Annotated in this window: 12 protein-coding genes and 1 pseudogene; 11 read left to right on the top strand and 2 right to left on the bottom strand. The window is 47.5% G+C overall.

Features of this window, described 5'->3' with window-relative positions; all coding sequences use genetic code 11:
* Positions 1 to 34 precede the first annotated feature (34 nt).
* From MMY81_RS10455 to MMY81_RS10410, 10 genes and pseudogenes are all read left to right on the top strand, one after another.
* Entirely contained in the window at positions 35 to 829 is a 795-nt protein-coding gene (locus MMY81_RS10455; protein ID WP_252312823.1) for an IclR family transcriptional regulator, read from the top strand.
* Positions 826 to 1575 carry a type I 3-dehydroquinate dehydratase gene (gene aroD / locus MMY81_RS10450; RefSeq protein WP_252312822.1) on the top strand — a complete coding sequence of 250 codons (750 nt, stop codon included), beginning with the start codon at positions 826 to 828 and terminating at the stop codon, positions 1573 to 1575. The genes MMY81_RS10455 and aroD overlap by 4 nt, the downstream gene beginning before the upstream one ends.
* Before the next feature lie 136 nt (positions 1576 to 1711).
* The gene (locus MMY81_RS10445) at positions 1712 to 3151 is read left to right on the top strand and encodes an aldehyde dehydrogenase family protein (protein ID WP_252312821.1); all 1440 of its coding nucleotides are present in this window, start codon (positions 1712 to 1714) and stop codon (positions 3149 to 3151) included.
* Between the two features lie 26 nt (positions 3152 to 3177).
* Complete coding sequence (locus tag MMY81_RS10440; protein WP_252312820.1) at positions 3178 to 4176, top strand: zinc-dependent alcohol dehydrogenase; 999 nt, start codon at positions 3178 to 3180, stop codon at positions 4174 to 4176.
* Positions 4173 to 5930, top strand: a pseudogene (locus tag MMY81_RS10435) (thiamine pyrophosphate-binding protein). The gene MMY81_RS10440 and the pseudogene MMY81_RS10435 overlap by 4 nt, the downstream one beginning before the upstream one ends.
* 26 nt (positions 5931 to 5956) lie before the next feature.
* Positions 5957 to 6781 carry a sugar phosphate isomerase/epimerase family protein gene (locus tag MMY81_RS10430; protein WP_252312819.1) on the top strand — a complete coding sequence of 275 codons (825 nt, stop codon included), beginning with the start codon at positions 5957 to 5959 and terminating at the stop codon, positions 6779 to 6781.
* Positions 6782 to 6820: 39 nt separating this feature from the next.
* A complete protein-coding gene (locus MMY81_RS10425; protein WP_252312818.1) occupies positions 6821 to 8029 on the top strand; it encodes a CaiB/BaiF CoA transferase family protein in 1209 nt (402 codons plus the stop codon).
* A gap of 49 nt (positions 8030 to 8078) precedes the next feature.
* Positions 8079 to 8987 (top strand): hydroxymethylglutaryl-CoA lyase, encoded by a 909-nt coding sequence (locus MMY81_RS10420; RefSeq protein ID WP_252312817.1) that lies wholly within the window; start codon positions 8079 to 8081, stop codon positions 8985 to 8987.
* A 64-nt stretch (positions 8988 to 9051) separates the two neighbouring features.
* Complete coding sequence (locus MMY81_RS10415; protein WP_252312816.1) at positions 9052 to 9297, top strand: Gfo/Idh/MocA family oxidoreductase; 246 nt, start codon at positions 9052 to 9054, stop codon at positions 9295 to 9297.
* Between the two features lie 2 nt (positions 9298 to 9299).
* Positions 9300 to 10070 (top strand): Gfo/Idh/MocA family protein, encoded by a 771-nt coding sequence (locus MMY81_RS10410; RefSeq protein WP_252312815.1) that lies wholly within the window; start codon positions 9300 to 9302, stop codon positions 10068 to 10070.
* A 31-nt stretch (positions 10071 to 10101) separates the two neighbouring features.
* Here the strand turns inward: MMY81_RS10410 and MMY81_RS10405 are convergent, their stop codons facing one another.
* Both MMY81_RS10405 and MMY81_RS10400 read right to left on the bottom strand, forming a co-directional pair.
* The gene (locus MMY81_RS10405; RefSeq protein WP_252312814.1) at positions 10102 to 10410 is read right to left on the bottom strand and encodes a nucleotide pyrophosphohydrolase; all 309 of its coding nucleotides are present in this window, start codon (positions 10408 to 10410) and stop codon (positions 10102 to 10104) included.
* Complete coding sequence (locus MMY81_RS10400) at positions 10397 to 12055, bottom strand: DUF2075 domain-containing protein (protein ID WP_252312813.1); 1659 nt, start codon at positions 12053 to 12055, stop codon at positions 10397 to 10399. The genes MMY81_RS10405 and MMY81_RS10400 overlap by 14 nt, the downstream gene beginning before the upstream one ends.
* 288 nt (positions 12056 to 12343) lie before the next feature.
* Here MMY81_RS10400 and mqo point away from each other — a divergent pair, with 288 nt between their 5' ends.
* Positions 12344 to 13852, top strand: a complete 1509-nt coding sequence (gene mqo, locus MMY81_RS10395) for a malate dehydrogenase (quinone) (protein ID WP_252312812.1) — start codon at positions 12344 to 12346, stop codon at positions 13850 to 13852.
* Positions 13853 to 13950: the final 98 nt, after the last annotated feature.

The following is a 13950-nucleotide window of genomic DNA, read 5'->3' as shown; positions in this document are numbered from 1 at the left end:
ATAGCTTGGGTTTTATATAGAGGGAGGCGGAAAAATGGAGGGAGATGTACCAATCATCCGCTCGCTGCAGCGGGGGATCGACATCCTAAACAGCTTTACAAAAGACAAACAGCAGATGACTCTTACCGAAATAGCAAAAGATGTTAATCTTACAAAATCAACGACCTCCCGGCTGCTTCATACGCTGGAATATAATGACTTCATTGAAAAGAATGCCTCCACCTCTAAATATCGTCTGGGACGCCAGGCTTATTTTATCGGGCACGCGGCGAGTGCTTCAATGGAATTAAAAACAATCGCAGAACCGGTGATGAGCTGTCTGCGTGATCAAACAAATGAAACGGTCAACCTTTATATTCGTGATGACGATGCCAGGGTCTGTATCCAGCAGTTTGAAAGCAGACAGTCGGTCCGCCATATGATTAAAATAGGGCAGCAGCTTCCTTTAAGTGTAGGAGCCGGCGGGAAAATGCTGCTTGCAGCTGAAGATTCTTCCTATCAGCAGAAAGTCATTACAGCTGAAGCGTTAGCTGAGGAGAAAAGACTGAATGAGGAGCTGGCTCTCATAAAACAGCTTAATTATTCAGTAAGTGTTGATGAGCGGGAAGCAGGAACAGCGGCTGCCTCAGCCGGCATCTTTAACAGAAGTGGAAAGCTGGAGGCCGCGCTGAGCGTGTCCGGCCCTTCACAGCGGTTTCATCCGTTAAATGACGAGAGGCTTAAGGATACAATCCAAAAAAGCGCTGAAGAAATATCTGTTAGACTAGGATATAAAAAACAGCAGACACGTCATAAAGCTCAAATCGAAGAGGAGGAACACATAAAATGACAACAAAAGCACAGACTCTTGATCTGCAGAAATATAAATCCAATGTATGTACCGCATTGGTAGGTAAAACGAAAGAACAATTGGGCGGGGAACTTGATATTATCCTGCCGAAACAGCCGGACGTGCTGGAATGGCGGGCCGATCATCTGGACACGCTGGCTGATACAAAGCAGGTGCTGGATATCGCTTCTTATATTAGAGAACGAGCAGGGGTTCTTCCCATTATATTTACGATCCGTTCTATTCATGAAGGCGGAGAGACTATTGATTTAGAAGAGGAAGGTAAAATAGAACTGATTAAACAGGTGGCTGCATCTCATACAGTCAGCGCCATCGATTATGAATTAAGCAATCACAAAGACCAGGTGGAACAGGTACAACAAGCCTGCAGGGAAAACGAGGTAAAGTCTATTCTGTCCTACCATAATTTCCAGGAGACGCCGAAGCCAGAGGAGATGCTCCGGATTTTAAAAGATATGGAAAAGAGCAGCCCGGACTTCGGCAAGCTCGCCGTTATGCCTCAGAAAAATACAGATGTGCTGAATGTGCTGTCCGTAACAGAAGAAGCCTCCGGATCATTGAATATCCCGATTATTACAATGGCAATGGGAAAAATGGGAGGCATTACCCGGCTGACCGGCTGGCAGTATGGATCGGTTCTTACATTTGCCGTCGGCAGTAGCAGTTCGGCTCCAGGACAAATTCCAATCGATTTAGTGAGAAGCGTGGAAACCGCTCTGCAATAGGTTTTTAAAATATGGCAAGCATTCTATTTTCCAAGAAGAGAAGAAAACCCTTCTCTTCTCCAGGAAAATAAGTTACTCTATAATTAAATTGCTAGATCGATCTAGTAGATCGATCCAATGCGAGAGGATGAAGGATATGACTCAATTAAAAGCAATGCCGTTCGTGAATGGGGAATGGCTCTCAGGCAGCCGCGAAACCACACCAATCATTAGCCCTTATTCGCAGGAAACGATAGGAGAACAATATATTGCCGAAGAGGCAGATGTCGAACAATCTCTTGCAACCGCTTACGCATCAAGAGGGAAAATAAGAGCCATTTCATCCGGCAGGCGAGCAGCTATTTTAAAACAAGCAGCGGCCCTTCTAGAAGAAGAAAAGCAGGAATTTGCGAGACTTATTGCAAAAGAGCTTGGCAAACCAATGAAAAACACGATAGATGAGGTATCAAGATCGATAGAAACGCTCGAATTATCCGGAGAAGAGGCCAAACGACTTCACGGGGAAACGATTCCAGGAGATGCATCAGTCCGGGGAGAGAATACGATTGCCTCCACGCACCGGGTTCCGGTAGGCGTTATCGCAGCTATTACTCCTTTTAATGCGCCATTGAACCTCGTGTGCCACAAAATCGGTCCCGCTTTTGCAGGCGGCAACACGACGATTTTGAAGCCGGCTCCGCAGACGACACTAATTGCGACCTCTTTTGTTGACCTCCTTCTTAGAGCAGGCTTTCCAGAAGAGGCCGTGCAGATGGTTCTTGGCGGAGTAGAAACAGGACAGCAGATTGTCAGCGACAAACGTGTAAGCGTTATCTCGTTTACAGGCGGCACTGTAGCAGCTGAGAATATCTGCAGCTTAGCCGGCATGAAAAAGGTACTGCTTGAACTGGGGGGCAATGCAGCAACGATTGTCCATGAAGATGCAGATCTGGAAAAGGCTGCAGCGATGTGCGCGAAAACCGGCTACAGCAATTCCGGTCAAAGCTGCATTTCCGTGCAGCGTGTCTACGTTCAGGAAAAGGTACTGGATCAGTTTGCAGAGCTTCTGCAGAAACAGGTCAGCCAGCTTAAAGTAGGAGATCCTCTCGACATGGAAACCGATATCGGGTCACTGGTCGACACCAATGCAGCAGGACGCATTCATTCCTGGGTAACAGAAGCAGTAAGCAGCGGAGCAGAAGTAATGTTTGGAGGGAATCAATCCGGGGCAACAATGGAGCCGACACTGCTGAAAAATCCTTCCAAAAACAGCCAGGTTATTTACAGCGAAGTATTCGGACCGATCGTCAGCCTCGTGCCTTATAAAGAATTCGATGATGCAATTGCCGAAGCCAACGATTCCGATTTCGGCCTGCAAACCGGTATTTTTACCAAGAATATTGATCTGGCCTACCAGGCTGCTCATCAGCTGGAAGCAGGAGGGGTCATTATTAATGGAACGTCCAACTTCCGACTTGATCACTGGCCTTACGGCGGTGTAAAAAACAGCGGCATCGGACGGGAAGGCCCGCGTTATGCGATTGAAGAAATGACAGAAATGAAAATGATTGTACTACGGCTGCCCGATTTTTCATGAGTATAGATAAGAAAGCTGGTGACACTATGTACGGATTAATTATGACAGAGCCTGGTCATATCGAAATGCAGACCTATGCTTCAGAAGAGAACCTCCAGGACAGGGACATTAAAATTAAGCTTCTTTACGGAGGCATCTGCGGTTCAGATGTAGGCGTGTATAAGGGAAAGATTGTTCATGCAAGCTATCCTGTGCGACCGGGACATGAGCTGCTCGGCGAAATTATTGAAACAGGAGAAAATGCTCTTTTACAAAAAGGGACGAGGGTTGTGATTCAGCCTAATTCCTATTGCGGAGAATGTGAGTACTGCGCAGCAGGCATGACAAATATCTGCCCGGAAAAGAAATCCCTCGGTATTAACGTAGACGGCGGGTTTGCGGAACAATTTACGATAAATGAAAAGTATGCCATCCCCGTGCCGGAAGAGCTGAGTGATGAAAAAGCAGTACTCGTGGAGCCGTTCAGCGTGATCGTCCATGCATTTCGAAAAATTAGGGTAGATGCTTCTACAAAAATAGCAATCGTAGGCTGCGGCACCGAAGGTATTCTTGCGATAGGGCTGGCCGAACATCTCGGAGCCGACGTAACAGCGATTGATATTAACGAAGAAAAACTGCAGAAAGTAAACCAGCACTATAAGCAGGTTCATACAATGACTCCCGGGCAGGCAGAGCAGAATCAGTATGATTATGTACTTGAAGCGGCCGGAGCGAAAGGAACATTTGAAAAAAGCCTCGACATCGTTAAGCCGGGAGGCGAGATCGTCGTTATCGGCCTGGCCCCGCACGCAGATCTGGAAGTGTCCAAGGCAGTACGCAAGGAAGTAACGGTCTATGGATCGATCATTTACCAGGCGCCAAAAGACTTTATAACGAGCATGGACTATTTAAAGCGCCCGTCGCTGAATGTAGAGCCGGTCATTTCCAAGATTTTTGCCCTCAAAGATTATCAAACAGCCTATGAAGATGCCGTATCCGGTCATTATGGAAAAATTATTATTAACTTTAAGGAGGATGCAAGATGAAAAAGTTAGTGTCGGAATTACTCGTAAAGGACTTGGAAAACAGAGGGGTGGAGCATTTATTCGGACTGTGCGGGCACACGAACATTGCGGTTCTGGCAGAGGTAGAAAAAAGCTCTATTGATTTTATAAACGTACGGCACGAACAGGTCGCCGCTCACATGGCAGATGGGTACGCCAGAGTAAAAAATAAGACATCGGTTCTTCTCAGCCACGTAGGGCCCGGCATGACAAACGCCTCAACGGGTGTGGCCAACGCTGCACTTGACGCGATTCCCATGGTCGTTATCGCAGGAGATATTCCGAGTCACTTTTACGGAAAGCATCCGCATCAGGAAATGAACATGCATTCGGATGCTTCCCAGTATGAAGTTTACCGTCCTTTTTGTAAAACGCGCGTGGCGCGTGGACCGCGAAGACCTGTTCCCGCAGATTTTAAACAAAGCATTCCAGCTGGCTGAAACAGGAACCCCCGGGCCGGTTCTCATTTCCGTTCCGATGGATATATTCTCCAAAGAGATAGAAGAGTCTTTGTTTGATTCAGGACGCGCCCATACAAAATCGCTGGCGAAGCCGTCTATAGATGATACGCAGGCTGAGGAAATTATTCAAAAAATGACCAAGGCAGAAAAGCCGGTATTCCATGTGGGTGGCGGAATTATGCTGGCAGATGCAGCTGCCGAGCTGCGTGAACTGGCGGAGCATTTGAGTATCCCTGTCAGCCACTCGCTCATGGGAAAAGGTGCTGTCTCGGATGAAAGCGATCTCACATTGGGAATGACAGGATTCTGGGGCACAAAATTCATTAATGATTATACGAGAACGGCGGATTGGATGCTTGCGCTTGGCACTCGTTTCGCTGAAGCAGACAGCAGCTCCTGGGAAGACGAGTACACGTTCAGCATTCCGGATACCAAATTAATTCATATTGATATCGAACCTGGTGAAATCGGCCGCAACTACCCGGCAGAAATCGGAGTCGTGGCTGATTTAAAGCAGGCGCTGGGCGTGCTGCTGCGTAAAGCGAAACAAATGCACCCGGAAGGTCTTAAAAACGATGACGTACGCCGCCGGATTATGGAATACCGCGAGGACTTTGCTGAAAAGAACCAGGAGCTTGTGGAAGATAACAGCTTTCCTATGATGCCGCAGCGTATTCTGGCAGAAGTGCGTAATGTGCTCCCGCGCGATGCGTATATCACAACAGATGTAGGCTGGAATAAAAACGGTATGGGCCAGCAGTTTCCTGTATATGAAGCAGGCACGGTGCTTACACCGGGCGGATACGCAACGATGGGATTTGGTGCACCGGCCGCGCTCGAGCAAAGATTGCTGCGCCGGATAAAGTGGTTGTCAGCCTGGTAGGCGATGGCGGATTCGGCCAGAACCCCGCCCTGCTTGCTACGGCTGCGGAAGAAAATATACCGGTGATCTGGGTGGTCATGAATAACTCAGCGTACGGAACGATTGCCGGCCTGGAAAAAGCCCACTATGACACGACCTATGGAACGGTCTTCAAGCGCAACGGAGAGACGTATACTCCGGATTATGCTGCTATTGCTGCAGCATACGGAATTGAATCGCTGAAAATAAAATCGGCAGACGAATTTAAGCCGGCGTTTGAAAAAGCAGTGAACGCGAATGTGCCGTTCGTCCTCGATGTGGCAATGATTAATAATCCAGTACCGACAGATGGCCACTGGAACATTATGGACATTTACTCTCCTGATAAAAAAGTACACCACGCCAGCCTGTAATGACATCCAGAAAGGGGGACAATGCCATGAATAAGCAATTTTCACTGGCTCATCTAACAGCACTGGACTATGCACCACCTGAGCTGACCTATCTGGCGGCCCGCGCCGGGTATGACTTTGTCAGTCTGCGGCCGATCTATATGGGGCTGCCAGGGGAAAAGAATTATGAACTGGCTGCTAATAAAAAAATGCTGCGGGATACGAAAACCGCTCTCAAAGAGACCGGACTGGGTCTTCTTGATATAGAACTGGCCCGAATTGATAAAGGAATTGATCCGAAAAATTTTGAGCCCGCCTTTGAAGTAGCGGCCGAGCTCGGCGGGCGTCACGTGCTGAGCAGCGTCTGGACCGATGACAGCGACTATGCCCTGAACAACTTTGTTAAGGTCTGCGAGCTTGCCGATACGTACGGTTTGACCGTGGAGCTTGAATTCGTGCCGATTGCGAGCATTACGACGCTGGCCGGGGCGGTGGACATGCTCGAGAAAGCAAAGCAGCCCAATTCCGGCCTGATGATTGATGCCCATCATTTTTATCGGTCCGGCGATACGCTGGAAGCATTGAGCCGTGTACCAAAAGAGTGGTTCCGCTACATGCACCTCTGTGATGCCCCCGGACACGAGCCGGCATCTGAAGAAGAGATGACCAGGATTCTTAGAGAAGAGCGTCTATATGTTGGAGAAGGAAGCATTGATCTGGCAGGAATGATAAATGTACTGCCGGATATGCCTTATTCACTGGAAATTCCCCATACTAAACGAGCTCAGGAGCTCGGGCATGAAGAGTTTGCCCGCCGCTGTCTGGAGTCAGCTAAATCGTTTGTAAAACAACATGCCGCACACTCTATATAAAGAAAGACGAGAGATACAAAACGAGAGGAGGGACTCAGCATGACTGCAAAAAATGCTGGACCCCTGACCGGGGTTAAAGTACTGGATATATCTACAATGATTGCTGCGCCGTTCGGCGCGACCCTTTTAGGTGATTTTGGTGCAGAGGTAATAAAAATAGAGCTCCCCGGAAAAGGAGACACCCTGCGCACAGTAGGCCCATGGAAAGGGGACGAGCCTCTGCGCTGGCCGGGGCTGGCCCGGAACAAAAAATCAATTACGCTTGATATCCGTACCGAAAAAGGAAAAGAGATCTTTAAATCATTAATTAAAGGGTCCGATGTACTGATAGAAAACTTCCGTCCCGGAACGCTTGAAAAATGGGGACTGGGATACGAAGAGCTGAAACAAATGAATCCAAATTTGATTATGTCGCGTGTCTCCGGCTACGGCCAGACCGGACCATACCGGGAAAAAGCCGGATTCGGCACCCCGGGAACGGCCTTCAGCGGACATACCGGGATATCGGGATATCCGGATCGTCCGCCGGTCAGCCCATCCTACTCCCTGCTGGATTATATTACCGGCATTCACATCGGTCTTGCGACAGTAAGTGCACTGTACAGCCGGGATGTAAGTGAAGACGGCGAAGGCCAGGAAGTCGAAATGGGCCTGTATGAATCGATATTCCGTATGCTGGAATTTCTCGTAGCAGAATACGATCAGAATCAGAAAATACGCGAACGCAGCCCGGGTCTTTCCGGCCATTCCAGTCCGGCGGGCACGTATCAGACAAAAGACGGAAAGTTCATGGTGCTTGTGTGCAGTACAGACTCGACGTTCGACCGGCTTGCTGATGCGATGGACCGCAAAGATATGCTCGAAGATGACCGCTATTACACGAATGCCGTGCGATTGAAGCATGATGACGATGTGCAGGAAATCGTCAGTACCTGGATCAAGCAGTTCACCCAGGCGGAAATAAGTGAAAAGCTCGACAGCTACGGCGTACCAGTCAGTCCTATTCTAACCATTGAGGATATCTTTAATGATCCTCAGTACAAGGCAAGAGAAAATATTGTAGAAGTGGAGCACCCGCGACTCGGCAGAATAAAGGTGCCGGGCGTTGTACCCAAATTTTCAAAAACGCCGGGAAGTATCCGTATGCGTGCCCCGGAACTTGGCGAACACAGCGAAGATATTCTAACGAACGAACTAGGCTTTTCCGCTGAAGAAGTAGCCGCATTAAAAGAAGAAGGAGTGATTTAATGATGAGCACCTCCTCTATGATTCTTCCTAAAAAGCAGTTATCTGCGAAGTGGCGCCGCGGGACGGGTTCCAGGCAGAAGATGCGTGGATTCCTACAGAAACCAAAATAGCAATCATCCGCCAGCTAGCCCAGACAGGTCTTACCTCGATGGAAGTAACATCATTTGTTCATCCAAAGGCAATCCCTCAGCTGCGGGACGCTGAAGAAGTCGTTCGTGCTGTACAGGATGAAACCAATCTGGCATTCCGGGCGCTCGTACCGAATGTAAAAGGCGCAGAGCGTGCGATCAGCAGCGGTATTACGAAGCTGAAGCTTATGCTCTCCGCAACAGATTCGCACAGTTTGTCCAATGCCAATGCCACGGTAAAAGAAGCCCAGGATAAGCTGGAGCCAATTATAGAGCTGGCTGAAAAACACGATGTTAAAGTAGGCGGATCGATATCGGTGGCGTTTGGTTGTCCGTACGAAGGAGTAGTTTCAGTAGAGCAGCTTCGTCCCATTCTCGAGCGGTATGAAAAAATGGGCATCAAGGAAGTATCACTTGCCGATACAACAGGTATGGCGAATCCAAAGCAGGTGTATGACATGCTCGGCCAGCTTCAGGATGAATTCAAACAGGTAACGTTCTCTATGCATTTTCATAATACACGAGGCCTTGCTATTGCCAATACGGTCTCTGCCCTCGAGCAGGGAGTGACCCGTTTTGACAGTTCCATCGCGGGACTGGGCGGATGCCCTTATGCTCCGGGGGCCTCCGGAAACGTAGCGACAGAAGATCTGGTTCATGCACTTCATGAAATGGGAGTGGAGACAGGAGCAGATCTGGATAAAGTTATTGCGTCCGCAAAAGAGGCACGGCGCCTGATCGGTCATGACGGCGGAAGCTACATGCTGCAGGCAGGTCCTTCCAAAAACCTTCATGGCAAAGTGGAAGCACAGGAAAAGTTAGAAAAATAAGCACCCGGCCGTCTGGAAACAGACGGTTTTTATGCCCGAAATTTTAGGTAAGGAGACAGGATATATGAAAAAAATAGTAGTACTGGGTCTGAATCACGGCTGGGCGTTTGCAAAAGCGGTAAAGCATACGGAGAACGCCGTTCTTATTGCCGCAGCGGGACGCGGCAGGCAGGCAGAAGAGCTTGATGTACCGGTCTATGAAGATTATTTGGAGCTTCTGGATAAACACCCGGAGGCGGACGGGGCCGTGATTGCTCTGCCAACAAGCTTCACCTGCCAGCGGCAGAAGCCTGTGCCAAACGGGGAATAGATGTGCTGGTGGAGAAACCGCTGGCTCCGACGATCGAAGAAGGAGAGGCCATTATTAACGTGTGCCGTGAGTATGGGGTCTCTCTTGCCGTAGGTCATCACCGCCGCTTTTCGAGTAAAGTACGCCGGCTGGAACAGATCGTTGCTTCGGGCGAGCTGGGAATGCTGATAGGCGGAACGATGGTGTGGGCACTCGCTAAGGATAAAGAGTATTATAACGAAGCGTGGCGTACGGAAGAAGGCGGGGGACCGCTGCTCATTAACAGCACCCATGATATAGACAATCTTCGTTTTGTAACCAAGCTGACATTTACGAGCGTTTATGCTGCAGCGCAGAACAGTATCAGGGGAAACGTAGTGGAAGATTCAGCGTCGATACTGCTCGAAACTAAAGAAGGGCCATCCTTTACGTATTTCCTCTCAGACGGTGCTCCTTCTCCGTGGTCCTACGAAGTGACTGCCCGGGAGAATCCAAAGTATGTGTCCTATAAAGAAAACTGTTACCACCTCTTTGGCAGCCGTGGCAGCGTTTCGTTTCCGCAGTTGGACGTGTACCGCTATACTGAAGAGGAGCACGGCTGGTATGAGCCGCTTCAGCATGAGAATCAACAGCCGGATATGAATGATCCGATCGCCCGGGAACTGCATCATTTTATTAACGTTCTTTATAAGGAAGAAAAGCCTTTTGTCACAGGAGAAGATGCGCTGGAAACAATGAAAGTCGTGCATGCGGTAAAGCGCTCGATTAAACAAGAAGAGAAGGTTATGATTTAAGCGAACAAGATAAAAAAATGCTGCTAAACGTTCAGCTGGAATCAGCCGGATATTTAGCAGCATTTTTTGTTAATTTATGTTCAATAATTTCTTTCACATCAAGATCCAGGTCGGAGCACATCATCAATGCATAGATAAGCACATCGGCTATTTCTTCCTGAATATTGTCTCCATTGGCTTGTAGTGCTTCGTCACTGGTTTTCCACTGAAAATCCTCCAGCAGTTCAGAAGCTTCAATGGAAAGGGAAATTGCCAGATCTTTTGGGTTATGATACTGCCGCCAGTTTCTTTCGTCCCGAAAGTGGTTAATGCTTTCTATTAATTGATTAATGTCGCTCATCGTCCGCTCCTTTACTGACCGCCTGTAGTTTCTTTTTCAGTTTAGGGTCAACAGCGTATAAAAACAAACCGTGGATTCCCCGTTTCATTAACATAGTAAGCGAATTTAGAATAATTTCCTCTTTCATTTGTTCATTTTGTGCCTGGGTATAATCTTTTCTAGTCGTGAATGCGCCCTTATCCTGGTATTTCGCCGTATCAATGACCAGTCTGTCCGTGTGTTCATCATAGCTTACGGAAGGGCCGATCACAACACCGGCATAGTTTAGATCAAATCCCTGCACGGTATAAATAGAGCCTACTTCCTTGATCGTCTGAGGGCTCTCGGCCCAGGTCTTTTTATCTTCTGTCCGGTTCCACGGCATATTCAGACCATCTTCATCAACGTAGTACGTGCCGCCGTCCTTTTTATGCAGGTAGTCAAATGTTGATACAACCCGGGAGAGGCCGTACTCTTCATTTTTTTCCTCGATGGCACTGCGGAAGGCATCCGGATCGTCAAAGAGCTGAAACTCATAGTCGTCCGGCCGGTTTCTTGGAAAAGCCGGCACCCGTTTTTCAAGAAAAGCATTAATCCAGTCTACGACGGACTGATCTGCAGTCATCCGCAGCTGAGAAGTAAGCGGGAGCGTTTTGGTTTTATACTGCCTGCTGATATCCTGCATTATCTTTTCGTTCCAATAGCTTTTTATTTTCAGCACCTGACTTGGATCGAATATAATAATGGTGATTTTACTGCGCTTCATAATTTCCTGAAGGTGGTTGGCCGCGTTGAAGTTATTATAGGAATCTTCTTTTGTAAGCAGAAGGTGCGCTTCATCTACGAGCGTAATATCTGCTGTTTGATCGAGTTTCGTCATTTTATTAATAAACGATGTCGGTTTGTCAAAATTATTCTTTTTTAAGTTAGGGAGGCTGTCTGCCATATTTTTATAAGTTTTCAGCATCTCCGCATGATTAACAAGCAGGTAGTTTTTCGTTTTGTAGAGCGTCGATCCGGGATCACCGGCTTCATCCTGGATGGTGTTAAACAAAGAGCTGAGCAGTACGCTTTTACCGGTGCCGGCATCCCCTTGGATGATAAAAACCTGATGCTCGGTCTGTTTACTATTTTCTTTACAGTAGGCGAGTATTTTTTCTTTCACATCGACCTGTTCCGGAGAAAGCTCTTTAAAAGGAGAAATCTTGAACAGATCTTTATTCTCTAAGTATTCCAGCGATGAAGAAACCAACTCCATACTGCGCAGGTGCTGCCAGATTTCCTTAAAAAGAGTCTCATTGTAATAGCTTTTCTGGTAATACTGGTGCATCTGTCTGGAGGCCCGCTGGCTGACATTTTGGAGCATGTACTTATTATCGGCAATAAAATAATTAATCAGGTTGGATTCGATATTATATGTAGCTGACTGATTAAATGTTTTATGCCCGTAAATAAGAATAGAGTGCAGTCCTTTGCGCTTGGGGTTGCTGAGATGGTTCTGCAGACGCCGCACCGCCTGAACAGATTGGCCGATATAGGCCGTTGGTTTTGGCTGAGCGTTTTGATACAAAATGTAAATAACAGGTTGATTGTTTAATGCCTGTACGGGCATGGAATCAATAGCAGGTCTGGTAAATGAATGATTTTCTATGATTAAATGCTCCATATTTTCTCCTTGAGTGTATTTTCATTATCGTACCATATTATAGAAACCGGAAAAATGAACGTGAATAATTTAACATAGAAATGGGTATATATTTACTGTATACTATAACAATAGATAAAATAATTTCTGTATTAAAACACGACCCGGTGTTCTCATCTTGGAACGATGATGATACAATATAATGAGGTAATTATGTGTATAAAGCGGATGTACGGCAACGTTATGTAAGATCAAAAAGTAAAACGCTTACATCCTCTCAAATAAAAATGAAGATATAGAGGCGATAACATGAGTAAAGAACATACTTCTACAGACGTCATTTTAATTGGCGCAGGCATTATGAGCGCCACGCTCGGTTCACTTTTAAAAGAAGTAGCGCCGGAATGGAACATTACGATGTTTGAAAGGTTGAGCGGAGCAGGGGAAGAAAGTTCCAACGAATGGAACAACGCAGGCACGGGCCATTCTTCCCTCTGTGAGCTTAACTACACGGACCAGAAGCCGGACGGCTCCATTGACATCAGTAAAGCCGTCAAAGTAAACGAAGAGTACCAGCTGTCCAAGCAGTTCTGGTCCTATCTTGTCACGAGCGGGAGAATTCAGAATCCAAGAGACTTCATTATGCCGGTACCGCATATGAGCTTTGTCCAGGGAAAAGACAACGTGGACTTTCTGAAAAAGAGACTGGATGCCTTATCTACAAACCCATTGTTTCAGGGAATGGATTATGCAACAGACGAGGAAACGCTGAAGCAGTGGATCCCCTTAATGATGAAAGGACGTTCAATGGACGCTCCAATTGCTGCGACAAAAATTGATGCGGGAACCGATGTGAACTTCGGCGCTTTAACACGCAAGCTGTTTAATCATCTGGAAAGCCAGAATGTTAATATGAAATTCAGGCACCAGGTCGAAGACATTAAGCGTGTGAGCGGCGGAGGATGGAAGCTGAAAATTCAGAACCTGGAAACCGGTAAGACAGAACATCATCAGGCCAAGTTTGTCTTTATCGGCGGAGGCGGCGGAAGTCTTCATCTCTTGCAAAAGACAGGCATACCGGAAAGCAGAGGTATTGGCGGATTCCCTGTAAGCGGCATGTTCATGGTATGCAAGAAGCCGGAAATTGTTGAACAGCACCGTGCGAAAGTCTACGGTAAAGCGCCGGTTGGAGCCCCTCCAATGTCCGTGCCCCATCTGGATACAAGATTGATTGATAAAGAAGAGTCGCTGTTCTTTGGTCCCTTCGCCGGCTTTTCACCGAAGTTCCTAAAGACCGGATCAAATATGGACCTCTTTACATCGGTCAGGGCCAACAACCTGATTACGATGTCAGCGGCAGGTATGAAGAATATGCCGCTGACAAAATACCTGATTAACCAGCTAAGGCTCAATAAAGAGCAGCGGATGGAAGAACTGCGCGACTTCGTACCGGAAGCAAAAAGTGAAGACTGGGAGCTTCTCGTTGCCGGCCAGCGTGTGCAGGTTATTAAAGACACGGCCGATGGCAAAGGAACGCTGCAGTTCGGTACCGAAGTGGTCAGCTCGGCCGACGGCTCGGTATCGGCATTGTTAGGTGCTTCACCAGGTGCATCTACGGCAGTTGCCGTTATGCTGGAAGTCATGCAGAAATGCTTCCCGGACAAAGTCAGCCGCTGGGAGCCAAAGATCAAGGAAATGATCCCATCCTACGGCAAACAGCTGTCCGATCACCCCGAACTGGTCGACGAGCTGCACGAATCCACAGCAAAAGCACTAAACCTGGAACAGGAAGAAAAAAAGCAGGGGAATTTAGTTTAATAAGATTTGAAAAAAGCGCATGCAGCCGGAGGGCTGGGTGCGCTTTTTTAATAAAATTACAATTTTAGGATAATGCATGGTGGTCCTTACCATTAGTT

Source organism: Sinobaca sp. H24, from assembly GCF_023845525.1.
This window is presented reverse-complemented; position numbering and strand designations above follow the sequence as displayed.